The following is a 25,347-nucleotide window of genomic DNA, read 5'->3' as shown; positions in this document are numbered from 1 at the left end:
GCGGCCCGTCAGGCCTGCTGCACGATGAGCGGTTCGACGCGCACGGATGTTCGATAAGGCTCACGGTGATGGACAACCAGTACTTCCTCATCGCCACCGCGCAGGCGGAAGGCGCTTCGCTGGTGGAGCTGAGGCTCTCGTCCACGGCCGTGGGCGAAGGGGCGTCGTTCCGGCTGCTTCCCGGCTCGCGCCACGATGTCGTCCGCAGGCTGGCCGATCTGGTCCGAAGCCTGGTGACAAGCGGCGGGTTCAGTCGGCGATGAAGCGGTAGCCGACCCCGGGCTGCGTGACGATGCGCGACGGCTTGGCCGGATCTTGCTCGAGCTTCTGGCGCAACTGTCCCACGAAGACGCGCAGATAGGCGACGTCATGCTCGTGCGCCGGCCCCCAGACGGCGGTGAGCAGCTGCTTGTGGGTGAGCACCCGGCCACCCCCTTGGGCGAGGCGGGCCAGGAGCTCATACTCCTTCGGGGAGAGGCGCACGAGTGCGCCCGCGCGCTTCACGGCGCGCATATTCAGGTCGATCTCGAGATCGCCGCTGCGGATGATCGGCGGCCCGGCCTCGTGACCGGCGCCGCGCCGCAGCGCGACCCGCAGCCGCGCCAGCAGCTCTCCGATGCTGAAGGGCTTTTCCACGTAGTCGTCGGCGCCGAGATCCAGCGCGTCGATCTTCTCGGCCTCACGGTCACGGGCGGACAGGATCAGCACCGGTCCGCTGAAGAAGCACCGCGCCTTCTTCAGCGCCTCCTTGCCGTCGAAATCGGGAAGGCCGAGGTCCAGGATCACGGCGTCCGGGGCGCGATGGGCGATCTCCCGCAGGGCGGCCTCGGCGCTGTCGGCCCTGATCGGCTCATAGCCGGCCGCCTCGAGCGCCGGCGTGAGGAACCGGTGGATCTGGGGCTCGTCGTCCACGACCAGGATACGCGGGCGGTAGAGGCTCATAGGAGGTCCCCGGGTGTGGCCCTGGTCTTCGGCAGCGAGATGACGAAGCGTGCGCCGCCGGCTTCGAGGATGGGACTGACGGCTGCGATCCGGCCGCCCATGGCCTCCACGAACCCCTTGGCGATGGCAAGACCCAGGCCCAGACCCTTGCCGCGATCCGAAGCCTGAGGAACCCTGCGGAACCGGTCGAAGATCTGCGGCAGGTCCGACGCGCAGATGCCCGGGCCCTGGTCATCCACCGACAGCACGACGTGGGCGGGATCCTCAAAGGCGGACACGACGATCTCGGACTCGCCCGGCGCGTACGCCATGGCGTTCTCGAGCAGATTGACGATCACCTGCTCGAGCAGCCTCTCGTCGATCGCAACGCGGCTCAGGTCCTTCGCGAAGTCCCGCCGGATACGGCGCCGGCCCATGCGATCCTCGACCCGGCCGATGGCGCGTCCGATCACCGAGCGCACGTCCGCCAGCTCCCGGCGCGGGGCTAACGCCCCGCTCTCCAAGCGCCCCATGTCGAGCAGGTCCGCGACATAGCGGTTAATTCGATTTGCGTTCTCGGCGATGCTGGCCAGCAGGTCGCGCCGCACCGCGGGTTTGAGCGTGCCCTCGAACTCCATCAGCGTGGTCGCCGAGCCGAGGACGGTCGCCAGAGGCGTCCTAAAATCGTGACTGACAGAGTTGAGCAGCGCGATGCGGAGCTGGTCCGCTCGTCGGAGCGCGTCGTTCTCCGCCGCGGTCGCCATCAGCTCGGCCCGCTCGATGGCGATCCCACCTTGATGCAGGAGCGCCCCAAGCAGGGTCTCCTGGTCTCCGGCGGCAGCAGGCGATGTCCGGAGGCCGACGACGCCCACCCGTCCCCGAAGGCCTTCCAGCGGCGAAAAATGCCAGCCGGCCGCGCCGGCGCCGTCACCCGTCCAGGCCCGCTCTGCGGCCTTGAAGGCCTCTTGGCCCAGACGCGACAAGCCGTCTGGGGCGGCGGCAAGCTCCAATCCCTCGCCCTCCTTCAGGAGCACCACCGCCGGACTGCCCGACAGCCGCGATGCATGCTCGGAAAGCGCCTTGGCCGCCTCCGCCGAGGTCCCGGCGGCGGACAGATCGCGGCTCGCGTCCAACAGGGCGCTGGCCGCTTCCGCCCGCAACGCGGTCTGGCGGACCTGATCGCGGACCCTGCCGGCAAGCCAGCCTGTTGCGATCGCCACTGCGAAGAACACGACGAAGGTGAGGACGTCGACCGGGTGCAGAATCCAGAAGGTGAAGCGCGGCTCCAGGTAGAAGAAATTGTAGCTGATCGTCGCCGCAAGGGCGGCGAGGATCGCAGGTCCCAGTCCGTAGGCGACCGCCGGGATGAGCACCGCGAACAGGAGGATCATGACGACGTTGGTGCCGCTCAGCTCGTTGCGGGCTGTGAAGGTGACAAGGTTGGCCGCCGCCATCACGGCCAAGGTCGTGAGATAGGCGCGGGTGCGAACGCCGCGCGAGCGGCCCGTCGGGCTGCGCCATCGATTCGCGGGTGAAGCCGTCGGCATGGTCCAATTTAGCCCTGGGGGCGCTGACACACACGCAGAGAAGCGACACCTTCGACGACGACGCCTGTCGAGCGGTCATAGCGCTCGTGCGCACCTGTATGCCGCCGGCGGCGTGATGATCGACGCTCGGCTGCACCTCGAGTTCGGCGCTGCTTACGGACTGAACTTCGGTAGTGGGGCGCAGCAGGCCGCCTCGATCTGATCGTCTGCATCGTCGGCCAGGATCTGTTCCAATGCGCATTGAAGCTCGGCGGAGAGTGGAAGCGCGGCGGCCTCTTCAACCATCCGACGAAGGGCTTGCTCGATCTCCTCTTCTGAAGAGCGAGAGGGTCGAACCGGCCCGGCACCCTGGCTACTCACTACGCGCACTCAACCCGAAGAACTCCCACAACGGGAGGACGTGGCGTCGTTCCCGGCAACCGAGGAGGTGCTCACGATGAGCCTGCTCGCGGGCTCCTAGCTGTGGACGGGACCCGTCGTTGACGCCCCGCTCCGGGATCGCTGAGTCGCAGGCTCCGCGCCCCGCCGTTGCGCTGCTCAGTCGTTGGCGGCGATGCGCGATTGTACGAGGCGAAGTAGCTCACCTACCCCATACGGCTTGGCGATGTACTCGCTATCCGGCACGCCGAAGGCTTTGAACGACTCCTGGGAGGCTTCTCCGGTCACGTAAAGTACGGGGAGATCTGGGTGTAGCTGTCGGGCAAAACGGGCGACGTCGAACCCCGTCGTTCCGGGACCGAGGTTCACGTCCACAATGAGCCCAGCCAAGTTCGACGTAGTGGTCAGTCGAGCGTAAGCCTCTCGGTCGGTGCTCGCACATAGAACAGCGAAACCGAGGTCCCCGAGCACGTCCGACATCGCCTCGCAGCTCGCCGGATCATCCTCCACGATGAGCAGGCGTCGGTGGATGTCCGTCTCTGCGCAACTCGCGGCCATCAGCGCTCCCCAGCCATTACGCCTTCGTCACAAAGTCGACTTCCCGCCGCCCGCGAGCGGCGGTTCTACGGATGGGTAAACCGCGAAACAAGAGCCAGGGTGCGCACCGTCGCCGACGATTGGTCCGGGCGGCCCCAGACTAGGTTCAGCAGCCGTTGGATGGTGTCCGCGAGCTGCCGGCCTGCTCGCGAAGGTCGATTGGGAAAATCTCGCCCCCGTCCCTTAGGACCCCTGCCTTGCCGACCGCCTCAGCGCGGGCCTGACACGGCGCTTCGACGGTACTCGTCGGCTCGGTTCATCAACCGGCGTTATTGCGAGTTCGCGAGTTTCGGCAAGCCGGTTTTGCACCATCGCCCGACGTCGCGTTTAGGGGGACTTGGGTGTGGCGGGGTGGTCAGCCCGAGCAGGCGAGTTGTCCTACGGATGGTTTCCCGCCGGCCATGGAGGCGGTCAGCCGACGACGAACGGCCCGGCCCGCTGTTGGACGATCTCCCTGAGCCTGCCGATGACCTCGTCCGCGCGGTCGGCGAAGTCCATCGGCGGAAGCGCGATGCGGGGGAGGGTGTGAAGGACCGCCTGCGCCAGGCCGGAAAGGATCGCGTCGGCGCGGTCGGCCGGAAGCTCCAGGGTGCGCGCGAGCTGGCGAAAGTCCTGGGGCGTCAGCCGGTCGTCCTTGCCGTTCAGCTTCAGCGCCGTCCGATCGCCGGCGAGACCCGGAAACACGCGGGTCGTGACCGCGTCGTAGAGGGGGGCGAACCGGACGGAGCTCCACCGCCGCGCGCCCGGCTCGGCGATCTTCAGCAGGGCGAGATTCTTCAGGTGCATGTCGCCGTCGGCGATCACCCAGGCGAACAGGGCGCGCTTGAGCAGGAGTTCCAGGTCGGCTCTCGGATCGGTCGAAAGCGGCCGCAGCGCCCGGCCGACACGCTCGATGGTCCCCTCGTACTTGGCCTCGGCGGGGACATCGAGGACGGAGCAGAAGTCCTCGAGCGCCAACCGTCGTCGGTCGTCGCGGCCCCGCCGGACGTCGAAGCGCTCAACGACCAGCGCCGGCGGCATGCCTTCGGGCATCGCCGCCATCGCGACGGCCGGGACGTCGAAGCCGGCTCCGCCGCCGAGTTGGAGGCAAAACCACTCCACGACCGGGAGGTGTTCGAATCCCGCAGAGCCGGCGGGCTTCAGGATGTGGGTGAACGGGGCGTCCGTCGCCGGCAGAAGGTCCCCCTCGGGGCTGAGCCACATGGGCGCCTTGATCTGGACGCCGGAGAGGCGGGGGGTTTCGGCTCGGGCGAAAATCTCGGCCAGGCGCTGCTGAAAGGACTCGTCGATGTGTCCGCGCCCCGGCCCGGCATAGCGGCCGGTGAAGCGGCCGGCGTCTGTGAAGTCGCCGAGTTCGGTGGTGAGGACGTCCGGCGGCAGGGCGGTCAGCTCCTTGCGGTCCGTCACCACGGCGATGTTCGAGAGGTACCGCTTTCCCTGCTTCAGGGCCTCGCGGGCGTCGGCCGCTTTGAGCACCTGGGCGAGCCAGCCCTCGGGCAGCAGGGACTCCAAAAACGGCGGCAGCTTCCCGGGCGTGGTTTCGCGGACAAGGGGCGGCGCCTGAGAGCTGGCGGCGGTCCATCGCCACTCGTAGCCGTCGTGGCGAAGGCGGCCGAGCGGTTCGCCGTGCCAGGCGATGGTGAACTCGAGCGCGGCCTTGTTCCCGGGCGCAGCCGCGCGCGCAGGCCGTCGCAAGAGATAGCGTTCGGCCGCCTCGCCTTCGCGATACCAGCCGTTTTCGCGGGCGAGGGTCCAGAGGGCGTCCGCGGCCGAACGGGGATCACCGTACTCGTCCTGCAGCCGCTCGGCCATCTCCCGTCGCATGGCCTCGGTGATCGCGCTCGCATGCTCGCTTCGCAGGCGAAAGGCCTCCAGGAAGCGCTGGCGTGGGGAGGAGGCGTCGAGGCGCAGTTCCCCGAGATCATCGCCGACGATCACCGGCACGGTCGATGGATGGTCCGGAGCTGCGTTCTGGACGATCTCCAGGGCTCGGATCCGGGTGCGCTGGTTGCGCCGCCCGCTGATGAAGAGGCGCCCGTCCGACGTGGGCGCGAGCAGGACCGCGCTGGCGGACGACAGATAGGCCGTGGGATAGAGATAGTGGGCGATGCGCGCGGCGTGAGCGAGGACGATCGCCTCGACGTCGTCCGCGGCGTCGGCGTAGACGCCGCGGAGGAGCGGCGTCAGCTCGCCAGACTGGGCGAGGGCGTGCGCACGGCGTCTGTCGATGGTCTCGCCGACGAGGTGCAGCGGCATTGACTTTCTCGCATGTGAGATGCGTGAAAGTCGAAGAGATTGGCCTGAAGGTCAAGGACTTTCCCGCATCTCAGATGCGCGAAAGTCGCAATCGGCCCGCGCGACACCTTCCCCTGCCGGGCCGGCTCGGCGTTCACCGACCGCCGGGACGTCGCCCCTCGAGGATCTGCTCCACCCGCCGCCCCGTCGGGGTGCGGGCGATGTGGACGATCAGATCGACGGCCTGCCCGATCAGCCGGCGGGGGACCTGCGCAGCCACTTCTGCGAGCAGGTCCTCGATCCGGGCGATCGCCTCCTCGGCCGAGTTGGCGTGCACGGTGGAGAGGCCGCCGGGATGGCCGGTGTTCCAGGCCTTGAGCGTCTCCAGGGCCGCCGAGCCGTCGCGCATCTCGCCGACCACGATGCGGTCCGGCCGCATCCGCAGGGCGTCGCGCACCAGGTCGACGACGCCGATGGGCTTCGGAAAACGGCGGGTCAGGACCGGCACCAGGTCCCAGGCCGAGCACTGCAGCTCAGGGGTGTCCTCGATCAGGAACACCCGGTCCCCCGCGAACGCGGGCTCGGCGAGGATGGCGTTGGCGAGGGTGGTCTTGCCCGAGCCGGTCCCCCCGGAGATGAGGATGTTCCGCCGGTCGGCGGCGGCGGCGCGGATCTGCGCCGCCTGGGCCCCGGTCATGATCCCCTGGTCGACATAGTCGTCAAGGCCCCAGACGACCGGCGGCCGCTTGCGGAGCGAGAAGGCGGGCTGGGCGGTGACCGGGGGGAGGAAGCCCTGGAAACGCTCGCCGCTCGGCAGCACGCCCGCGAGGCGGGGATCCTCGCGGGTGACCGGCTCGCCCACATGATCGGCGATCAGCCGGATGACACGCTCCCGGGCCTCGGCGGTGAGGCGCGCCGGCGATGTCCGGCGGCCCTCGCCGAGGACGTCCAGCACCAGCCGCCCGTCCGGGTTGGCGAGCACCTCCACCACCTTCGGGTCCAGCAGGGCCGCCAGCACCTCCGGCCCCAGCGCGTGACGGAGGGCCTCCAGCTTGCGTTCGGCGACGATCGGGTGGGCGCCCATCTATTCGGCGGCGGCCCGGAGGCCGGGAGCAGACTCTTCGGCCTCACGGGCTTTGCGGGCGCGGGCCTCGCCGGCGATGATGCGGGCCGCCGTGGCGTCGAGCAGGCGTTCGATCCGCCGCTCCACCGCCGCCTGGACCGTCGGGTCCTCGTCGACGACCGCGTCGGGCAGGCGCAGGAAGAAGGCGCGAGCGAGCTCGACCAGCAGCTCCTGGGTGATCTGCACGTCGCGGGCCATGGCGCGCATGTGGTCGCGCAAGGCCCGATCGAGGCGCAGCAGGCGGTCGTCGGGATCGGCGGCGGGGCTCTTGTGCAGGCCCCGGGCGATGACGCGGCCGGCGGCCTGGCTGAGGGGCACGCGCGCCAGGCGGGCCTCCCGGGCCAGGGCGGCGGCGACCTTGGGGTCGGTGAGGTAGACCTGCACGCGGGTGGCTTTCCTAGGCATCCTTCAGTCCCTGCAGATGATCCAGCGCGGCTTCCTGCGCCGCCATCTCGCTGGCGACGCGCCCGTAGATCTCGGCCGCCCGCGCAACGGCCTTCTTGTCCTGGATGGCCGCTTCCACCTCTTTGAACAGGGGCAGGCCAGCGGTCCGATCCTCGCCGAGGGCGCGGCGTCCCGCCCAGGGGTGGGGCGGCGCGCCGGGCGTGTCGAGGCGCACCGACTGGTCGGGCGGCGGCATGGCGGCGCGCGTGCGGAAGGGCTCGCGCCGGTCGTAGCGCAGCTTGCGGGCCCGGAGCGGGCGCACGCCCGCGGCGAAGACCAGCTGCTCGTCCTCCGGCAGGGCGCGGACCTCGCCGGGCTCCAGCAGGGGCCGGTCCGCCTCCGAACGGGAGACGGTGGCCCGGCCGGCGGCGAGGCCGGCGGGGCCGGAGCGGCTGGTGCGGATCTCGGTCGTCGTGCCGGTGAGCCGGCTGACCTTGTCCTGGGTGAGCGGGTCCAGGGCCGCGAAGGCGGTGTAGACGGCGCAGTTGTCCAGGATGGTGTTGTTGGGCCCGTAGGTTTCGACGATGTCGTTGAGGCTCTGGGCCACGAACATCGCCTTCAGCCCGTAGCCGCTCATCAGGCGCAGGCTTTTCTCGAAGAACTCGATCCGCCCCAGCAGCGGGAACTCGTCCATGACAGCCAGCAGCCGGTGACGCTTGGGCCGGCCGGCGGCGTCGGTCCGCTCGTGGGCGGTCAGCGACTGGGCGGCGGCGTAGAAGAGGAGGCGGACGAGGGGCCGCAGCGCCGAGGCGTCGGCCGGGGCGAGCTGAACATAGAGGGAGACCGGCGCGGGCGCGCACATCAGGTCCCCGAGCGCGAAGTCGGAGGCCGAGAGCGCCCGCTCCACGTCCTCGCCGGCGAGCCACTTCAGGTAGGCGCGGGCCGTCCCCTGGACCGAGGTGCGGAACCGGTCGTGCATGGCCGCGTAGCCCTTCACCGCCGTTCGGATGAAGGGGTGGGTCTCGGGCCGGCCGTCCGGCCCCGGGCGGTGCAGGGTCCGGAGCATGGCCTGAGCGGTCTCGTCGAGGTCGGCGAGGAGCTCGCGCACCTTCAGCAGGGTCTTGTCCCGGTCCTCGGCGGCGTAGAGCACGTGCAGGATCACGGCCTCGAGGATCTCCGAGGCGGCCTTGTCCCAGATGGCCTCGTCCTCGCGCACCCCGCCCGGGTCGGCGAGGATGGCGACCAGGCGCTGCACCTGGGCGAGCTCGCCGGGGCCGGGCCGGATTTCGGCGAGGGGGTTCCAGCGCGCGGAGTGCGGATCGCGGGGGTTGAAGTAGAGGGCGTGGGAGAAGCCGGCGCGCCAGCCGGCGGTGGCCGACCAGAGCTCGCCCTTGGGATCGTGGACGAGAACGCCGCCGCTCCAGCAGAGCAGGGTCGGGATGACGTGGCCGCGGCCCTTCCCGGAGCGCGTGCCGCCGGTCACCAGGGTCGGCCGAAGGTCGTCGGTGACGAGAAGCCGGCCATCGAACTCGCCGAGCACGCAGCCGCGCCGCGCCAGCAGCCCCGCTCGGCGGGCGTCGGCCCGGCCGCCCCAGCCGCGCACCCGGCGGGGCCGCCGGGCGGAGGCGAGCACGCCGGACCCGAGCCCCGCGCCGGCCCCAGCAGGACCAGCCACAGGGCCGAAGCGAAGACCCGGGGCTCCTCGTGGCCGTAGCGGGCGCGCCAGATCAGGACCGACCAGGGGGCGTGCGCCCGCACGCCCAGGAGCGTCACGCCCGCACCGAGGGCGGGGGCGTGCTGGAAGGTCCAGGCGACCCAGGCGGTGGCCGCCTGGAGGCCCAGGAGCAGGCCGAGCAGAAGCGCAACCGCCCGCGTCGCCAACGCCGCATCCCCTCTTCGTGTCCGGCGGCCCAGGGGCCGCGCACATCGAGGGAAGTAATTGAGAGCGAGGCTGGGCGTGCGGCAAGTATTTACGAAGTAAATGCAGACAGCTGGCGGCCAAGCCGCAAAACTCTTGCGGGCGGGCCGCAAGGCCTCAGCGGGCGGACCCGGCCGGGCCGTCCCGCGGGCCGGGGAAGCGCCGGGACCGCGCCTCCTCGGCCAGCCGGCCGCAGGCGGCGTCGAACTCGTGGAGGATGCGCCGGGCGTCGAGCAGGGCGAGGTCGTCTCCCACCTCCCGGTCCAGGTCCTGGATCGCCATCATGGCGATGGTCATCGCCTTGTTGTCCGCGCATCGCAGGGCGAAGTGGATCTCGCCGAACGCCAGGCTGGCGACGATGGCGTAGGCGTCGCTGTCGGTGGCCTCGGCGAAGCTCTGCAGCCGGGCGAGGTTGAGGCGGCCGCCGCCGGCCTCGAAGTGCTCGTAGGTGCGCAGGGGCAATCCCATCCGGTCCGCCACCTCCTGCGACAGCAACCCGCGGCGCCGGCGGATCGCCTTCAGGATCCGCGAGAGCAGCGGGCGGCGGCCGGAGGGCTGATCGGCGGGAAGGGGGAGCTTTCGGTCAGGCAACGGCAACCGGGGCTTGTGGGCGAGGACGGTTCGCGCTGACAGGTATAGCCCACCAACGGGCGGGCAGCGCAACCCGCCGACCCGCCTCATCAATGCAAGCCGCAAGCCTGTTGCGGCCATCCCGCATCGACTATTCGGGTTTACTCGACGCCTGTGGCGGAAGCGCCGTTTTGTCTCGACCGCCCGCCCGGATGACGCAAGGCTGATCTTGGTCTTGGGTCGAGAAGCTCATGAATGCGACGCGTCGAGAGCCCTTCCAGCTGGCGCTCGCCGAACTGCGGCGGCGGCTCGCGGCGGGGACCTACCCCCCGGGGACCCGGCTGGCCGCCGCCGACCTCGCCGGGGAGCTCGGGCTGTCCGCGACCCCGATCCGGGAGGCGCTCGCCCGGCTGGCCGGCGAGGGCCTGCTGGACGAGCGGCGCGGGGAGGGCGCCTTCCTGCCGCTCTACGCCGGGCAGGACGTGGCGGACCTCTACCGCCTGAGCCAGGCGCACCTGCAGGCGGCGCTGCAGGGCGCACACGTCGACCGGCCGGCCAACGGCCTGGGGGCGGCGATCCTCGAGCGCCCGGCCGACGCCGCGTCGGCGGTGGTCGCGGCCGATCGCCTGTTCGCCGGCTGGGTCGCCGAGCAGGCCGGCCGCCGGCTGGCGCTGTCCTTCGGCCGGCTCCAGCTGCAGCTGGCGCCGGTGCGGCGGTTGGAGCCGCTCTGCCTCCCCGACCTCACGGCCGAGTGGGCGCGCCTGGCGGCGGCGGACCGCGGCGGGGCTCGCGAGCGTCTGGCGGCGGTCCGCCAGTTCCACGCCCGCCGCGTGCGGATGGCCGGCCGGCTGGCGGACGCCCTCGCCGGGGGCCGGCCCGCTATAGCGCCGCTATAGTTTGAATAGGCGTCCCGGAGGTGGCGTGATGTACGAGTCGCAACCGCGACGAGAACCAGAGGAGGTCAACATGACGAAGCTCATCGACTTCGCCCGGCGGCTCATCACCCTGGGCGGCGCCAAGGCGTCCACCAACGGCGGCGTCACGGGCGAAGAGCTCGAGATCGACCAACGGCCGTACGAAGCGTAAGGCCCCGGCGGCGCGCCTCGCGGGTCGCGCCGCCTCCCTCTCTCCCGTGTCCGCACCCGCCACCGACCGCCGAGAGGCGTGGATCGGCGACGATCTGGTCATCCTCGACCTGGCGGCCGACCGCTACGACTGTGCGCAGGCCGCAAGGCGGAGCGCCGCCCGGCCCCATGCCAGCGCCGATGCGGCCGCTGCGGGCGCGCCGGCGGACCTCGAGGCGCTGCCGCCCGGTCCGGACGTCCTGCGCCCGGTCGAAGGCCTGGCGCTCATCCTCAGCCTGCTCGACCTTGTCCGCCTCTATCCCGGCCGCGGGCTGGCCGGCGTGCTGGGCGCGGTGGAGCGCCGCCGGCGCGCGGGGCCGGCGGACCCTGAGGCGGTGCTGAGGATCGCGCGCGCCTTCCGCCGCCTCGCCATCTGGCTCCCGATCTCCCGCAAGTGCCTCGTCCGCTCCTTCGTCCTGGCCCGGCTGCTGCAGCGGTGCGGCCACGGCTGCGCGTGGGTCGTGGGCGTGCGCACCTGGCCCTTCGCCGCCCACTGCTGGCTCCAGCACGGACGGGTGGTCCTCGACGACCGTCCCGAGCGCCTGGCGCCCTACGCCGTCATCCACCAGGTCTCGGCGTGAGCGGTTTCGTGGCGCTGGTCTGGGAGGGGACGGGCGCACCCGTCGCGGCCGAGGGGCTCGTGCGCGCCCTCGACGCCCAGCCGCAGCTGGCGCCGCGGGCGAGCGCGCCGGGCCTGCGGGTCTGGAGTTGGGGGCGCTGGTCCCTGGCGGTTCGCCGCGCCGGCGCGGCGGCGATCGTCGGCGACATCTACGGTGCGGTCCCGGAGGCCGATGCGGACCTGACGCCAAGGCGCTGGGGCCGCGCCCTCATCGAGGGCGCCTGGGGCCGCTATGTCGCGATCAGTCCCGGGGCCGGCGGGGCGCCGCCTGCGGCGCTCCGCGATCCCTCGGGCGCGCTGGAGGCGTTCGCGTGGCGCCGCGCCGGCGTGTGGGTGGTGGCCTCGGGGTTCGAGCCCCTGCCGGCGAGGCTCTGGCCGGACGAGATCGCGCTCGACTGGCCGGCGGTCGTGGATTGCCTCGAGCGGCCGCTCGCCGCCCTGGCGCAGACGCCGCTTCGGGGCGTGCAGGCGCTGACGCCGGGCCGGCTCCTGCACCTGGGCCGCTCGGCGGCCGAGGAGGACCTCTGGCGTCCGAGCGATTTCGTGGGCGCGGCGGCGCCCGCCGATGCGGCCGCCGCCCTGGCGGGCCGGGTGGCGCAGGCGGTGAGCGTCCTCTCCAGGGGGCGGGAACGCGCCCTGGTCGAGGTGTCGGGCGGCCTGGATTCGGCGATCGTCGCGGCCGGCTGGGCGGGCGGCGGCGGCCGGTGCGCCGACGGCTTCGCGCTCAACTACGCCGGCGACCGGCCCGAGGGCGACGAGCGGACCTGGGCGCAGGCGCTGTGCCAGGAGCTGGGGCTGAGGCTCGCGGTGCGGGTCAAGCGCCCCCGGCCCTGGCGGGTCGCGGACTTGGCCTGGGGGTCCGGCGCGGTCCGACCGTCCTTCGCAGGCCTCGACGCTGACCGCGATGCCGACACGGCGGCGCTGGCGCGGCGCACCGGCGCCGGCGCGATCCTGAGCGGCGGCGGGGGCGACGCCGCCTTCTTCCAGGCGCCCTCGCCCAAGGTGGTGGCGGACTACCTGGCGGCGAAGGGCATAGCCCACGCCTTCGACCCCTTCGTGCAGGACGTGGCGCGATGGCTCGGGCGCTCGATCTGGTCCGTCCTGCTAGCGTCGGCGCGGGGGCGCGAGGGCGCGCCTCGGCTGGCGATGAGCCGGTTCCTCCGCGCCGAGGCGCGGAGCGCCGGCGTCGGGCGGCCGCATCCATGGCTCGCGGACGCCGAAGGCCTGCCGCCGGGCAAGCGGCTGCAGGTCGCCGCGCTGGTGGCGGCGCACGAGGGCTACGGGCCCAGCCGGCGGGCCGAGACGGCCCCGGTCCTGCAGCCGCTCCTCAGCCAGCCGGTGCTGGAGCTGTGCCTGGCCATCCCCGCCTGGACGCACGTCGCCGGCGGCGTCGATCGCGGGCTCGCGCGCCAGGCGTTTGCGGACCGGCTGCCGCCGCAGCTCGTGGTGCGGCGCGCCAAGGGCTCGCTCACCTCCCTGTACGCCCGCCAGGCGGCCGCCAGCCTCGACGTGCTGCGGCCCCTGCTGCTCGACGGCGCGCTGGCGAGCGCCGGGGTCCTGGATCGGGACCGGGCCGCCGAGGCGCTCACGGCCGAGCGCCTCATGCGCGACGGCGAGGGGCTCGCCCTCCTTCGCGCCGTTCCCGTCGAGGCCTGGGTGCGCCACTGGCAGGCGCGGATCCCGGACGCGGCGGCCGCCCGCCGGTGAGGCCGAGGTGGGAATCCAGGAAGGCGAAGGCGCGCCGGTGCAGGTCGTCGAGGGCGCCGGGGGAGCGGAAGGTGTGGCCCTCGCCCCAGTAGGTGACGAGCTGGGCGTCCTTGCCCTGGCGGTAGAGGGCCGAGAACATCAGTTCGGCCTGGCCGAGGGGGAAGCCGTCGAGCTCTCCGTGCACGATCATCAGCGGCGTGCGGACCTGGCCGGCGGCGAACACCGGGCTGTTGCGCCGATAGCGCTCGGGAGCGTCCCAGGGCGGCGCGCTCATTGCGCCTTGCAGGCTCTCCACCCAGCCGGCGGTCCAGGGGGTGGCGAGGCCCTCTTCCGGCGAGAGCCGCCGGTTGGGCCCGAACTCGCCGTGAAGGCTGGCCAGCTCGCTGGGCGCGGCGGCGGCGACGACGGCCGCGAAGCGGTCCGTCTGGCCTGCGACGACGAGGGCGGCGTAGCCGCCGAAGGAATGGCCCCACAGCCCGAGCCGGGCGGCGTCCACGCGCCCGGCGGCGCAGCGGGCCGCCGTCGCCGCGTCCACGGCCTGCAGGATCCGTTCGGCGAGCCCGTCGGCGGGGCCGTCCTGCGCCGCAGGTGTCGGGAGGCTGGGCAGCAGCACGGCGTAGCCATGGCCGACCAGCAGCAGCGGCGTCGCCAGCTCGCCCAGGCGCCGGGGATCCAGCGCGGCGGGGGGCGCGCGGTGGACCCGGCCGGGATAGGGCCAGACGACCAGCGGGGCCGGGTCGGGCCGGCCGCGCGGCAGGGCGAGCCAGCTCGTCAGCCGCTCGCCCGCAGGGCCCGTGTGGGCGACCGTGCAGAGGTCAGGGGCCTCCACGTCGGCCAGGCGGGCGTTGAGCGTCAGGAGCGGCGTTCGCCGGCCGTCCGGGCCGGTCCAGCTGTACGCCTCGCGGCCGCCGCCGCCGACCTGGCGCAGGAGGGCGCCGCCCGGCCCGACGGCGACGGGGTCCTCGCCGCGGCCCAGGCGGGCGACGAGGGCCGCGCCGCCGGGCGTAAGTCGGACGAGCTCGCGGGTTTCCGCGGCTCCGCGGAGCGCCAGGAGGCCGCCTCCGGCGGGCAGCGCCAGATCGGCGCGGCCGGGCACGCCGCCGGGGCCGAACGGGAAGGGCGCGGCCTCCGGGGCGAGCGCGCGGGCCTCGCCCGCGGGGCCGAACGACCAGGCGCGACCGCCCGCGACCGCCAGCAGCCGGCCGCCCGACACGGCGGCGGCCGTGGCGGGCGCCGGCGCCGCCGCCGTCAGGGTGCGCCATCCCGAACCGGTCCAGCGGCGCCAGTCCCAGCGGCCCTCGGCGCCGCGCGCCCACAGCACCGGCTGACCGGCGAGCCAGCCGGCGCGGACGGCTTCCGGGCGCCTGCGCGCGACCACCTCGAGCCCCGTTGTTGGCAGCGGTGCGGCCCGGCCGGTCAGGCGGACGACGCGCAGGAGCCGGCCGTCCCGCCAGGTCCGGCCCTGACGGCCGTAGACCAGCAGCTCGCGGCTGTCGGGGGACCAGGCGAGCAGGTGGGCCAGGAGGTCCCAGCCCGGGGCGGCGGGCGTGGCGCGGCCGGTCTTAAGGTCCAGGAGGCGAAGGCGCAGGCGGCGGGTGGCGATGCCGGCTTCCCCCTGGACGGGCTCGCCGGCCGCGAGCGGGATGTCGGCGCTGGCTTCGAAGAGGGCGAGGGTGCGGCCGTCCGGCGACAGGGCCAGGTCGGTGAAGTCGCCGCGGAGGAGCTCGCGGACGGCGCCGGAGCGGACGTCGATGCGCAGGAGCCGCTTCGGCGGGTCCCGCGGCCGCAGGCCGATGTATCGGCCGCTGCCGACCGCAGTGGCGGGCGCGCCGCCGCGGGCGTTTTCGGCCCACCGACGCGCCAGCTGCGCCTGCGGCCGGACCCAGCGCAGCGCGAACGGCGGGCGGGCGTCCGCAGTGGCGATGACCAGCAGCTCCCCGGGCGAGCGCCAGATGAGCGTCTCGCCGAAGTCGGAGATCTCCGGCGCGACGTCCAGCCAGCGCACCTCGGCGGCCGGAAGGTCGGCGAGCCCCAGGCGCCAGTCCTCGCCGGCGAGCCGGAAGACGGCGGCGCGGGCGCCGTCGGGGGAGAGCGGGCCGAGGGCGTAGCCGGCGCCCGGCGCATGCGGCCCGAGGGGACGGCGGCCGAGCGGACCTGTGAGGTCGGTCACCTCCAGCCGGGTGCGGAAGAGGTCGTTGAACCGGTCGTGGTCGAAGCGGGCGCCGGTGCGGTAGGGGCCGCGCCGCTCCCAGACGAGCCACCGGCCGTCGGCCGAGACGCCCGTCCGGCCGAGCGCCTCGCGGGCGAGATGGTCGTCCAGGGTGTAGGGCCGCGCGGCCGGTGGGATCGGCGCAGCGAGCGTCAGCGACGCCGCGGCCAGGGCGGCGAGCCGCCGAAGAAGGCGCACGGGGTCACCAGCGGCGGGTCAGCTGGAGCGAGACGAACCGGCCGACCGCGTCATGGGCCGAGGGGTCGAAGGCGAAGCCGAGCGGGTTGTCGTAGAAGGGCGGGTCCGCGTCCAAGAGGTTGCGGACGTTGAGGGCGAGGGTGAGCCCCTCCCACAGCGTGCCCGTCGCGCCGGTGATCCGGCCGTAGGCGTCGAGGGTGGTGAGCGCGTCGATGTCGCGGCCGCGGCCGTCCTCGAACCCCGAGGTGTGGTTGGCGGCGAGGCCCAGGCTCCACGGCCCCCGGGTGAAGTCCGCCGCCAGCCGCGCCCGGAAGTCGGCGGGGAAGGTCGCGGTCCCGGCCAGCGCCTGCCACGTGGCGGTCGGCGTCAGCTGCTGGCGGTAATCGAGGATCCAGGAGGCATTGAGGGAGAGGCTGAGCCGGCCGTCGGCCACGTCCCGGGCGAGCGTCGCCTGGGCGTCGATCCCTTCCACCTCCAGGGCCCCCGTGTTGACGTTGCGGATTTCCACCACCGCGCCGTAGGCCTCCGGCGGGAAGACGCCCTGGCTGGTGGTGGTCGCAGGGTCGGCGAGGAGGCGGGCGATGATCTCGCGGTCGGCGGCGTTCGTGGCCGGAGCGATCAGGCGGACGAAGGGCGTGAAGCGCGGGTCGGTGAGGGCGCCGGCCACGTTCTGGGAGACGGGCCGGTCGATGCGGTCCTTGAAACGCGTCCGGAACCAGGTGGCCGACAGGCGAAGGCCGGGGAGCGGCGCCGGCTCGAGGTCGAACCCCGCCGTCCAGGTGGTCGCGGTCTCGGGCTGGAGCGTCGGGTTGCCGCCCTGCAGGGCGAGGGCCAGGATCCGGTGGTCGCCCACGCTGAACAGGATCGGATTGTTGGTCGGGGCGTCGAACAGCTCCTGGAGCGCCGGGGCGCGGAAGCTCTCGCCGTACGTGGCCCTAAGCTTCAGCCCGCCCAGCGGCGACCAGGTGAATCCGATCTTGGGGGCGAGGGACTCGCCGAAGTCGCTGTAGCGCTCCCAGCGCGCCGCCGCCGAGACTTCCAGGGCGCCGAGCGCCTGTTCGGCGCCGAGGAGCGGGGCCCGCAGCTCGGCGAACAGCGCCTCCACGGTGCGCTCGGCGTCCACCGGCCGCTGGTGGCTCGGGGCGACGGTGGAGGTGTAGCTGGAGCCCACGCGGACGAAGCCTTCCCGGCGCGCCTGGGCGCCGACGGCGAGCCGCGCCGGGCCGCCGGGCAGCTGGAAGAGGGCGCCGTCCGCCTGCAGGTTGGCGGTCTCCACCCGGCTGCGGGTGCGCGAGTGGGTGAAGCCGGAGCCGATGGCGGCGAGGACGCCGGGCGGGTTGGCGCCGAGGCCGGTGTAGGGATTGAAGAAACCGTCGCGGGCGGTGCTGAAGCCGGTCTCGGGTCGGTCGGCGACGTTGCCGAGGGCCTCGTTGAGCAGGGCCGTGTTGATCACCCCCGAGTTGCCGCCTTCGCCGATCTCCTCGGCGAAGGCGACGTAGCCGTCCGCCTGCCAGTCGCCGGGCAGGCGCAGCCGCCCGCCCAGCGAGGCGGAGAGGCTCTCGGCGGTGCGCCGGGTGACCGGGTTCGGCAGCTCGCCGGAGAAGGAATACTGGATCTGGTTGGACGCGGCCCCGTTGGGCGAGACGAAGAAGGGGTTGGCCGGGCGGACCGTCAGGATGGTGGTGGAGGCGCCGAAGGCGGCCGCGGCCCGGCGGACGCTGTAGCGGACGTCGCCGCTCAGCTCGAGGGACTCGCCTAGCGACTGCTTGACCGCCACGAAGGCGCTCTGCCGGCGCTGCTCCGGCAGGATGTCGGTCCCGAGCTGCGGGTCTTCCAGGTTGGGCGCGCCGGCGACGAAGTCCTGCGGGCGCAATCCCACGCCGGCCTGGCCCGGCGGAATGGCCCAGTAGGGGACGCTGGCGCCGGTGGCCGGGTCGGTGCGCAGGATGTTGCCGGGGAAGGCGAAGGTCTGGCGCCAGTCGGTCCCGCCGTAGGGGCGTAGGTCCGCCGAGCGGGTGAAGGCGCGGTCGGACGCCTTGAGCGCCTCGCGCCGGTAGGCCTCGTAGGCGAAGAGGAGGCTGCCGCCCGCCCAGCCGTGGCCGGCCACCAGGCCGACCAGCCCCTCGGCGGCCGAGCCGCCCTGGCCGGCGCCCGACCGCGCCCGCAGCTCCAGGCCCTCGAAGTCGCGCCGCAGGATCACATTGACCACGCCGCCCACCGCGTCCGAGCCGTAGAGGGCCGAGGCGCCGTCGAGCAGCAGCTCGATGCGCTCGACGGCGACGGTGGGGAGCGAGGAGAGGTCGGTGAAGTCGCCCTTCAGCCCCGAGCCGGCGGTGCGGCGCCCGTCCACCATGACGAGGGTGGCGTCGGACCCCAGACCGCGGAGGTTCACGCCGGTCCCGAACGAGGCGTTGGTCCCCTGGCGGTCGGCTCGCGTGCCGACGGTCGCCTCGGTGCTTTCGCCCCCGAACACCTGCGGCAGGACCTGCAGCGCCGCGGCCGCGGTGGCGTGTCCGGACCGCTCCAGGTCCACGCGGTCCACCACGACCAGCGGGGAGGGGCCCTGGCCGGCCCCGCGGATATGCGTGCCCGTCACCCGCACCTCCTCGAGCAGGTGGGGCTCGTCGGCCGGAGGCGCCGAAGCGCGCACCGGCCCGGGCGCGTCCTGACCGGCGGCCGGCGGAGCGGCTTCCGCGGCCGGCGCCGGCGCGGCGGCGTAGGCGGTCGGCCGTTTCGCCTGGGCGGTGACCGGGCGCGGCTCGGCCTTGAGCACCAGGGTGTCTGGGCCGACGCGCGTCGCGGCCAGGCCCGTGCCGGCGAGCAGGCGGGCGAGGGCCTCCTCGGCGGTGAGCCGGCCGGCGACAGGCGGGCTGCGCCGGCCGGCCACCAGTTCGGAGCGGTAGAGGAGCTGCTGGCCGGTCTGCGCCGCCAGCGCCGAGAGGGCGCTATCCAGGTCCCCCGCGGGCAGGTCGAGCGCGTGCGTCTGCGCCAGGGCCGGTCCGGCCAGGCCTGCGGCTATGGCCAGGGCGGCGAGCGAGCAGGCGAGCCTGTGACGATGTGGTGCGGCTGGTCTCTTCACGGCGTCCGATCCCCCAGGCCCGGCCGGGCGCCTTTGCGGCGCGCCTCGAATGTTCCGGGCTCTGAGGGGTAGATGCAGGCGAAGCGGGGACACCCTGGCGCGTGGGGAGGTTTTTCTTTCAGGCGCCGTCGGGGACGGCGCGTTTCAGGATGAGGACGCCGCCACGGCCCTCGGCGACCTGCAGGTCGAAGATGGCGGCGACGGCGGCGGCGAAGGCCTCGGCGTCGCCCGTCCGGAAGGCGCCGCTGACGGCCGAGCCCTGCATACCGGCGGCCTCGAGGCGCACCTTGCGCGCGGAGTAGCGGTTCACCTCGGCGACAGCCTCGGCCAGCGGCGTCTCATCGAAGACGAGGCGGCCGTCGGTCCAGCTGGTGAGCCGGGAGACGTCGGCGGTGGTGACCGGCCGGATCTGCGCGCCGGCGACGGCGACGCGCTGGTTCGGCTTCAGGGTGACCGAAGCGTCGTCGCCCGACTGCACCTGCACCACGCCCTGCAGCAGCACGACGTCGACGCCTTCCGCCGTGCGGCGAACATCGAAGCGGGTGCCGAGGGCCCGCACCTCGGCGCCTCCGGCCTCCACGATGAAGGGACGCGCCCGCTCGTGGGCCACCTCGAACAGGGCCTCGCCGCGGGTGAGTTGGATCCGGCGCTCCTCGTCGCCGAAGCGGATGACGGCGCGGCTGTCGGTGTTCAGGCGCAGGACCGAGCCGTCCTCGAGCCGCACGACGCGCTGCTCGCCGACGCCGCTCTCATAGACCGTGGCGCGGACATTCCAGGCGATGAAGGCGGCGATCGCCAGGGCAAGCGCGGCGGCGGCGGGCGCGACCCAGGTCCAGCCAGTCATTCCGCTCCGGCGGCTGCGCTGACGCCGACGGGACGAGCGCTGACCGAGCGCCATCACCTCAGGATCGCCGGCCAGGGCGCCGGCGGCGCCCCAGACCCGCTCGACCTTCTCGTAGGCGGCCCTGTTCTCGGGGGCGCTGCGCCAGGCGCGGAACTCGCGCAGGGCGTCGGTGGTCACGGAGGGCTGGCTCAGCCGCGTGAACCAGTCCGCGGCCTCGTGGCGCGCGCGGTCGGTCTCGCGTCGAGCGTCTCCCATGGCCTTTGCCGCCGCCTCAGTCCTTCAAGCGGGCCGCGCAGATGGCCAGAGCCTTGGACATCCGCCACTCGACCGTCTTGGTCGAGACGCCACAGCGTTGCGCGATCTCGGGATACGTCAAGCCCTCGAACCGGCTGAGGACGAACACCTCGGCCAGAGTCGGCGGAAGGGAGAGGATGATCTGTTTTAGGAGCAAGGCCTCGTCCTGACCTGCGGCCGACCCCGCGTCTTCGTAGGGGAGGGCCCCGTCGGTCTCCGCGGCCGGGACGCGGACGCTGCTGCGGCGGTGCTGTTCGCGGACAAGGTTGAGGGCGATGGCGGCCAGCCAGGCGCGGGGGCGGCGGATCTCGTCGAGGCGGTGGCGGCTGGCGCGGAGGAAGGTCTCCTGGAGGAGGTCTTCGGCGTCGCGTGGGGCGCGGAGCTTCAGGAGCGCGAGGAGCCACGGGCGGTTGCGGCGGAAGAGGTCGGCGAGGTCGGCGCTGGGAGCAGCTGGAGGCGCGCCGTCGAACTGCGGGGGGTCGGGCTCGGCGATCGAGAGGGCAGGGGGCACCCGCGTGTCTCCACAGCGGATATGGAAAATCTGCATATGACGATTTTCCGTATAGCTCAAGGGCCGCACCAACGGTGGCGGTCCTCCAATGCCGAAGTCTGTCTTCTCGGGAGCGCATCGACACGTCGTCGACGCTCTCGTGGCGGCTCGGCAACGATCGGGCTTGACGCAGGCTCAAGTAGCCAAGGCGATTGGCCGTGATCAGAGTTTCATCTCCCTGATCGAGAACTCACAGCGTCGAGTTGATGTGCTTGAGTTCTTCGCACTGTGCAGAGCCATGAACGTCGATGCAGTCGGAGTACTGCGCGAGATCGAAGCTAAGCTGCCGGCTAAGATCGACATCTGACGCGCCAGGTAGCATCCGGTTCTGACTCCTAGCGGTCCTTGGCCAAGTCCGCTCTACGCTCCCGTCTCAGCGCCCCTCCGCCAAATCACGCGGCCGTGCCGACTTCGAGCAAACGCCTTCGCTATTGCGCGCGGCCTCACCTCCTGGCGCGAATCGGAGCAGCGTGAGCTGTTGGAAGCACCACGGCTCGTTCCATGATCGAAGTCTTCGTAGCCTACGCGTCGGGCAACAAGTTCCACGGCGACATGATCCGCACCGCGGCTCAGACCGCCTCGACTGATTCCCGCAAGCTGTTGCCGTGGTCGGAGCGCGATACCTCGGGATCGCCGATTTCCGAGTCGGTGGAGAGTTGGGTCGAGCGCGCGGAGAGCTTCGTCGCCGACATTTCAGTCGTAAACGCGAACGTCACCTACGAGATCGGCCTCGCCATCGGACTCGGGAAGCCCGTACGACTTATCCGCTCGACCCACTTCCCTCTAAAAGCCATCCAAAACATCGGGCTCTTGGACACGTTGGGCCACGACGAGTACGCGCTGGACGCCTCTCTGGTGAAGGTACTCAAGAAGCAGGACCGATCCACCCCCTGGCCTGATCTGCCGAAGAACCGCGATCAGCCGGTCTTCGTGCTGCAGCCGAACAACCCGACCGACTGGTCGCTGCGGATCACGAGCGCGGTCAAGAAGATCGCCCGGCTGAAGTACCGCCACTTCAATCCGTGGGAGATTAGCCGCCTCGATGCGCGGGAAGCCTACGAGAAGACGACGTCGTCCTACGGCGTGATCGCGTCGTGGGTGGACGGTGACAGCGAAGAGATCATCCGCAATAACCAGCGAGCCGCGTTCGTATTCGGGCTGGCACGGGGCCGTGGCATCCCGGCGCGCCTGTTCGCGCACGAGAAATCGCAACTGCCGCTGGACCTCCAGGACCAAGCCACGCGCTGGTACCAATATCAGGACATCGACAAGGCGATCCGGGACTTCCGCGACGAGGTCGCCGACCTCCAGCATGACTTCGTCCAGGCTCAGCCTTCGACCACCAGCATTCTGGAGCAGGTGTCCTGCGGGGACCCCACCGCCGAGAACGAAGCCTCGGGCCTTGCCTACTATTTTCTGGAAACCGAGGGGTATCAGCGCGCTCTGAACGGCGAGGCGAATGTGCTCGTCGGGCGAAAGGGCAGCGGCAAGACTGCGGTCTTCCTTCAGGTCCGCGATCGCACCCGCGCCAACAAGGACAACATTATTATCGACCTGATCCCGGACGGGTATCAGCTCGTGAAAATGAAGGAGTTCATCCTCGATCAGCTTGCTCGCGGAGCGCGCAAGGAGGTGATCTCCGCTTTCTGGGAATACGTCCTTTGGTTGGAGATCGCCTACAAGCTGCTCGAAAAGGATCAGACGCGCGCCTATCGAGACCCTTCCCTACTAGAGCGATACAGGAAACTGGAGAAGCTGTTCACCTCGCGGGTCGACACCGGCGCGGGCGACTTCTCGGAACGGCTGCGCAGGCTTTCCGATGGTATCATCGACCGCTTCCGTTCAGCGATCCCGGCGACCGGCGAAGCCCGACACATGAACTCCTCGGAGGTGCTGCAAATTGTCTACGGGCAGGACGTCCACGAGCTACGGGAGACCGTCTCAGACTACCTTCGCGTGAAGGGGTTCGTCTTCTTCCTGCTCGACAATCTGGATCGCTTCTGGACGCCAGGCGGCTTCACTGACGACGACGCGCTGATCGTGGTGGGCCTCATCGAGTCAATGCAGGAGATCACGCGCAAGCTCACGCGGCGCAAGTTAGATTTCCGTTGGGCGATCTTCGTCCGCAGTGACGTCTACGAGTTCTTGATCCGGGGCATGGCCGACTACGGCAAGCTGTCGGTTCAGAGCCTCGAATGGTCGGATCGCGACCTGCTGAAGGTGATGTTCGAGCGCCGCGTTACGTCGGGCGCGCGCATCAGCATGCGGTGGGACGAGTTGTGGGCCCAGGCGTCGGCTCCCCATGTCGGCGGAAAGCCCGCGCTCGACTTCCTCGTCGACGGCAGCCTTATGAGGCCGCGCTACCTGATCAGGCTTTTTGAGACGGCTCGCCGACGTGCGATCACCTTCGGACGGCACCGGATTGAGGAGTCCGACTACCAAGCCGCGCTGAAAGAGCTTGGCTGGCAGGTGATCGAGGATTTGGATCGCGAGATCGCCGACCTCGTGCCCGATAGTTCCGATCTCCTGTTCGAAATCCTCCAGGCCAACGGCGACCTGACCGCCCACAAGTTCAAGTACATCGTCGGCAAGCGTCTCCACGACGCCAAGGCGGTTGAGAAGCTCCTGGACATTATGCTCTGGAACGGCAGCATCGGCGTGATGGACGGCCCCAACTCCAAGTTCATCTTCGACTGCGGGTACAAGCGGCAATACCTCGGCGCGCTGATCACGGCCGACCCTGACGCGCAACTCATGATCCATCCGTCGCTGGTGGCCGCACTGGGTTAGCTGAAGCGAGCGCATCGCGGCTCGTGGAATCGCGCCTAAGGCTTAGCTCGCGGACGCAAGGGCCGTCCGTCTCAGGCGCCTTAGAGGCGACGCGTCAGCGTTCGTGGCCAAGTCGAGCCCTTCCGCACGCATCAGAACTCGAGTCCACGTTGTGCCGCTCGGTGAATGTCAGCTGTTGGCGCAGTTGAACAGTGGTCGGAGCGGTTGGAGGGTGTCGTGTGTGATGCCCACGCCGCCATAAACGGGATGACCCTCGGCGCGGCGACCCCACGGCGGCGATGAGCTAGGGCTCCAGGTCCGCCAGCGGCCAGGACGACGCCCAGACGTCCTCAAACTCACGGATCAGGGCCCGCACCCGGGGGCGCCCGTCGATCGGCTCTAGGACCTCATAGTTGTGGTGTAGCGACCAGGTCAGGCTCCCGGAGCTCATCCACGCCACCCGGCCATCCACGATCAAGTACTTGGCGTGCAGGGGCTGCCGAGTGAGCATGACCTCGAGCCTCGAGCGGGGCGATGCCAGCTTTAAGGCCTCGCGGCTGCGTGCATCGGCAGCCACCAGCAGCTTCACCGAGATTTCTACGGAAAGGAAGTCGAGGATCGCCACGAACTCGGGCGAGATCGTTGAGGTCGAGATCTGCAGCTCGCGGCGCGCGGCGGCCAGCACCTCGTAGATCGGCGCTAAGCCCGTAGAGGCGCTGCTGAGGCGCTTTAGCCGAGGAAGCCGCGACCACTCCCCTGACGGAACCGTATGGGCAATCGCGTCCATGGCGTCGGCCGCCTCAGGCTCAACCTCCTGGGCTCTGGGGATGTGGAGGGTCCATCCGTGCTCGGTGCGTCGGGCGTTTGCGGCGGTCACCTCTTGCCACCAGGCGCGCTCCTCCTCGGGGTCATAGAGCACCAGCAGCACCGGGAGCGAATGGGCGAGGAAATAGTCGAGGTGATCGGGGCCGCCACGGTAAATCCAGCCGTTCGCCAACGGCTCGCGGAAGTAGGATGAGCCAGACTTGATCTGCAGCGCCAGGAGGCGAGAAGTGACGAGCCCGTCACGGCACACCTCGACCTGGGCGTCGATGCCGACGTCGCGTTTGGCGACCTCGCGGAAGATCCATCGTAGGCGGCGATTGAACAGGCGGCCAATCGCGGCGACGCCCTCATCCGCCAGCGCAGCTGTGTTATCGAATCTCACTCGGCGCTCCAGTCCGCGCGCACCCTAGCGATTGTGGGGTGCTAAGGGTCGCGAGATCACGATGCCGCCCAAGAGGTCCAATTCCGCCGGCGTCGGAAAGCCGCTCAACGTCTGCTCTCCAGCCCCGACCCGATGTCTCGTCGTGGCGCTTAGTTGACCCACAAATTGGTCTCGCCGAACCCTCAGGGCCCCTGGGTCAGGCTAACTCCAGTTCGCCCACGAGCGCTCCGGCCGGAATGTGCCATTCCTTCGCCAGCTTGCGGATCTGCTCAAGCGTGAGCTGACGATGTCTGTTCAGGATCTCCGACGCTCGAGAGCGAGAGCCTAGAAGTTCCGCGAGATCCGACTGGCTTCGGCCGTTCGCTTCCATGGACAGACGAAGCACGTCGACTGGGTCGGCTGCGGCGATCGGATGTTGGCGCTCCTCGTAGTGGCCGATTAGAAGCGCGAGCGCCTCAAAGTTCGCGGCCTCAGGCGTGCCTTCTTCTGGCTCGACGTCAAAGTAGGGCCGGATCGCCCGCAGGGCGGCTTCGTATTCGGCTTCAGAGCTGATCGTGTGAACGGTTTTAAAGTTGATCATTATAGCCTCCGGGGCGCTGCCCCAATGAGGTGAATGTGGAGGGCCGAAGCCCAGTTACATATTCGCGACGTCGAGCGCGTCGTACTCCTTATGGCTACCGGCGAAGAGCAGGTAGAGCCTCTTGGATCTATACGCTGGCAGCGCAACGATCCGATGTTTGTTGCCGCCGATGTCGAACACCAGCTTGCCGCCGACGTTGTCCGCCGTGTTGAAGGTCAACTTGACCTCTGCATAGCTGCTCCACTGGGCATCGGACGCCACCCTGTACCACGCCGAATAAGCCTTCTCGGCGGCCGAACGCTGTGCCGGTGGCAGGCGCTGAACCGCTTCTCGCAACGCCTTGCGGGAGATCACATGCATAAAGGACCATAGCGAGTTCCCAACGTGGGAACAAGACAAATGTTCCATGATTGGGAACAGGCCAGTTGTCCGATCTTCCCTGCGCGCGCTTTCGGACCAGAACCAATGTCTCCTGTTTGGCGCGACGCCGTCTC

At 71.1% G+C, this 25,347-nt stretch carries 22 protein-coding genes; 6 read left to right on the top strand and 16 right to left on the bottom strand.

What is annotated here, in order from left to right:
- The first annotated feature begins 68 nt into the window (after nt 1-68).
- Entirely contained in the window at nt 69-263 is a 195-nt protein-coding gene (locus ACFSC0_RS19895; RefSeq protein WP_377281704.1) for a hypothetical protein, read from the top strand.
- Here the strand turns inward: ACFSC0_RS19895 and ACFSC0_RS19890 are convergent.
- The 9 genes from ACFSC0_RS19890 to ACFSC0_RS19850 form a co-directional block, all read right to left on the bottom strand.
- Entirely contained in the window at nt 250-942 is a 693-nt protein-coding gene (locus ACFSC0_RS19890; RefSeq protein ID WP_377281703.1) for a response regulator, read from the bottom strand. The genes ACFSC0_RS19895 and ACFSC0_RS19890 overlap by 14 nt on opposite strands.
- Nucleotides 939-2,468 (bottom strand): DUF4118 domain-containing protein, encoded by a 1,530-nt coding sequence (locus ACFSC0_RS19885; protein ID WP_377281702.1) that lies wholly within the window; start codon nt 2,466-2,468, stop codon nt 939-941. Before ACFSC0_RS19885 ends, ACFSC0_RS19890 begins: the two co-directional genes overlap by 4 nt.
- A 537-nt stretch (nt 2,469-3,005) precedes the next feature.
- Complete coding sequence (locus ACFSC0_RS19880; protein ID WP_377281701.1) at nt 3,006-3,404, bottom strand: response regulator; 399 nt, start codon at nt 3,402-3,404, stop codon at nt 3,006-3,008.
- Between the two features lie 450 nt (nt 3,405-3,854).
- Nucleotides 3,855-5,699 carry a type II toxin-antitoxin system HipA family toxin gene (locus tag ACFSC0_RS19875; RefSeq protein WP_377281700.1) on the bottom strand — a complete coding sequence of 615 codons (1,845 nt, stop codon included), beginning with the start codon at nt 5,697-5,699 and terminating at the stop codon, nt 3,855-3,857.
- Between the two features lie 133 nt (nt 5,700-5,832).
- Complete coding sequence (trbB, locus tag ACFSC0_RS19870) at nt 5,833-6,762, bottom strand: P-type conjugative transfer ATPase TrbB (RefSeq protein WP_377281699.1); 930 nt, start codon at nt 6,760-6,762, stop codon at nt 5,833-5,835.
- Entirely contained in the window at nt 6,763-7,206 is a 444-nt protein-coding gene (locus ACFSC0_RS19865; protein ID WP_377281698.1) for a hypothetical protein, read from the bottom strand. It abuts the gene before it with no gap.
- On the bottom strand, nt 7,199-8,725 hold the full coding sequence (locus tag ACFSC0_RS19860; protein WP_377281697.1) for a type IV secretory system conjugative DNA transfer family protein: 1,527 nt from the start codon (nt 8,723-8,725) through the stop codon (nt 7,199-7,201). Before ACFSC0_RS19860 ends, ACFSC0_RS19865 begins: the two co-directional genes overlap by 8 nt.
- The gene (locus tag ACFSC0_RS19855; protein WP_377281696.1) at nt 8,665-9,066 is read right to left on the bottom strand and encodes a hypothetical protein; all 402 of its coding nucleotides are present in this window, start codon (nt 9,064-9,066) and stop codon (nt 8,665-8,667) included. Before ACFSC0_RS19855 ends, ACFSC0_RS19860 begins: the two co-directional genes overlap by 61 nt.
- Nucleotides 9,067-9,220: 154 nt before the next feature.
- Complete coding sequence (locus ACFSC0_RS19850; RefSeq protein WP_377355251.1) at nt 9,221-9,694, bottom strand: helix-turn-helix domain-containing protein; 474 nt, start codon at nt 9,692-9,694, stop codon at nt 9,221-9,223.
- 230 nt (nt 9,695-9,924) lie between these two features.
- On the opposite strand from ACFSC0_RS19850, the gene ACFSC0_RS19845 reads away from it, so the two are divergent.
- From ACFSC0_RS19845 to ACFSC0_RS19835, 3 genes are all read left to right on the top strand, one after another.
- Nucleotides 9,925-10,569 carry a GntR family transcriptional regulator gene (locus tag ACFSC0_RS19845; protein WP_377281694.1) on the top strand — a complete coding sequence of 215 codons (645 nt, stop codon included), beginning with the start codon at nt 9,925-9,927 and terminating at the stop codon, nt 10,567-10,569.
- Nucleotides 10,570-10,805: 236 nt separating this feature from the next.
- The gene (locus ACFSC0_RS19840; RefSeq protein WP_377281693.1) at nt 10,806-11,378 is read left to right on the top strand and encodes a lasso peptide biosynthesis B2 protein; all 573 of its coding nucleotides are present in this window, start codon (nt 10,806-10,808) and stop codon (nt 11,376-11,378) included.
- Entirely contained in the window at nt 11,375-13,123 is a 1,749-nt protein-coding gene (locus ACFSC0_RS19835) for an asparagine synthase-related protein (protein ID WP_377281692.1), read from the top strand. The genes ACFSC0_RS19840 and ACFSC0_RS19835 overlap by 4 nt, the downstream gene beginning before the upstream one ends.
- Here ACFSC0_RS19835 and ACFSC0_RS19830 read toward each other — a convergent pair.
- The 4 genes from ACFSC0_RS19830 to ACFSC0_RS19815 all read right to left on the bottom strand — a co-directional run bounded on the left by ACFSC0_RS19830 (nt 13,017) and on the right by ACFSC0_RS19815 (nt 20,318).
- Nucleotides 13,017-15,530 carry an alpha/beta hydrolase family protein gene (locus ACFSC0_RS19830; protein WP_377281691.1) on the bottom strand — a complete coding sequence of 838 codons (2,514 nt, stop codon included), beginning with the start codon at nt 15,528-15,530 and terminating at the stop codon, nt 13,017-13,019. The two genes, ACFSC0_RS19835 and ACFSC0_RS19830, sit on opposite strands and share 107 nt — an antisense overlap.
- Nucleotides 15,531-15,534: 4 nt before the next feature.
- Entirely contained in the window at nt 15,535-18,609 is a 3,075-nt protein-coding gene (locus ACFSC0_RS19825; protein ID WP_377281690.1) for a TonB-dependent receptor domain-containing protein, read from the bottom strand.
- Between the two features lie 118 nt (nt 18,610-18,727).
- Nucleotides 18,728-19,708: a FecR family protein gene (locus ACFSC0_RS19820; protein ID WP_377281689.1), complete on the bottom strand. Its 981-nt coding sequence runs from the start codon at nt 19,706-19,708 to the stop codon at nt 18,728-18,730.
- Nucleotides 19,709-19,724: 16 nt separating this feature from the next.
- Nucleotides 19,725-20,318 (bottom strand): RNA polymerase sigma factor, encoded by a 594-nt coding sequence (locus ACFSC0_RS19815; protein WP_377281688.1) that lies wholly within the window; start codon nt 20,316-20,318, stop codon nt 19,725-19,727.
- Nucleotides 20,319-20,346: 28 nt separating this feature from the next.
- Between ACFSC0_RS19815 and ACFSC0_RS19810 the strand changes: the two genes are divergently transcribed.
- Together ACFSC0_RS19810 and ACFSC0_RS19805 are read left to right on the top strand one after the other, a co-directional pair.
- Nucleotides 20,347-20,604: a helix-turn-helix domain-containing protein gene (locus ACFSC0_RS19810; RefSeq protein ID WP_377281687.1), complete on the top strand. Its 258-nt coding sequence runs from the start codon at nt 20,347-20,349 to the stop codon at nt 20,602-20,604.
- Between the two features lie 194 nt (nt 20,605-20,798).
- Nucleotides 20,799-23,087 carry a P-loop ATPase, Sll1717 family gene (locus ACFSC0_RS19805; RefSeq protein ID WP_377281686.1) on the top strand — a complete coding sequence of 763 codons (2,289 nt, stop codon included), beginning with the start codon at nt 20,799-20,801 and terminating at the stop codon, nt 23,085-23,087.
- A gap of 283 nt (nt 23,088-23,370) precedes the next feature.
- Here ACFSC0_RS19805 and ACFSC0_RS19800 read toward each other — a convergent pair whose 3' ends face one another.
- The 3 genes from ACFSC0_RS19800 to ACFSC0_RS19790 all read right to left on the bottom strand — a co-directional run bounded on the left by ACFSC0_RS19800 (nt 23,371) and on the right by ACFSC0_RS19790 (nt 25,213).
- Complete coding sequence (locus ACFSC0_RS19800; RefSeq protein ID WP_377281685.1) at nt 23,371-24,273, bottom strand: DUF4365 domain-containing protein; 903 nt, start codon at nt 24,271-24,273, stop codon at nt 23,371-23,373.
- Between the two features lie 196 nt (nt 24,274-24,469).
- Complete coding sequence (locus ACFSC0_RS19795; RefSeq protein ID WP_377281684.1) at nt 24,470-24,853, bottom strand: helix-turn-helix domain-containing protein; 384 nt, start codon at nt 24,851-24,853, stop codon at nt 24,470-24,472.
- 54 nt (nt 24,854-24,907) lie between these two features.
- Nucleotides 24,908-25,213, bottom strand: coding sequence for a type II toxin-antitoxin system HigB family toxin (locus tag ACFSC0_RS19790; RefSeq protein ID WP_377281683.1), 306 nt, complete (start codon nt 25,211-25,213; stop codon nt 24,908-24,910).
- Nucleotides 25,214-25,347: the final 134 nt, after the last annotated feature.

Source organism: Phenylobacterium terrae (assembly GCF_042681205.1).
GTDB lineage: Bacteria > Pseudomonadota > Alphaproteobacteria > Caulobacterales > Caulobacteraceae > Phenylobacterium > Phenylobacterium terrae.
The sequence above is the reverse complement of the archived record's forward strand: the minus strand, read 5'-3'. Positions and strand labels throughout refer to the sequence as shown.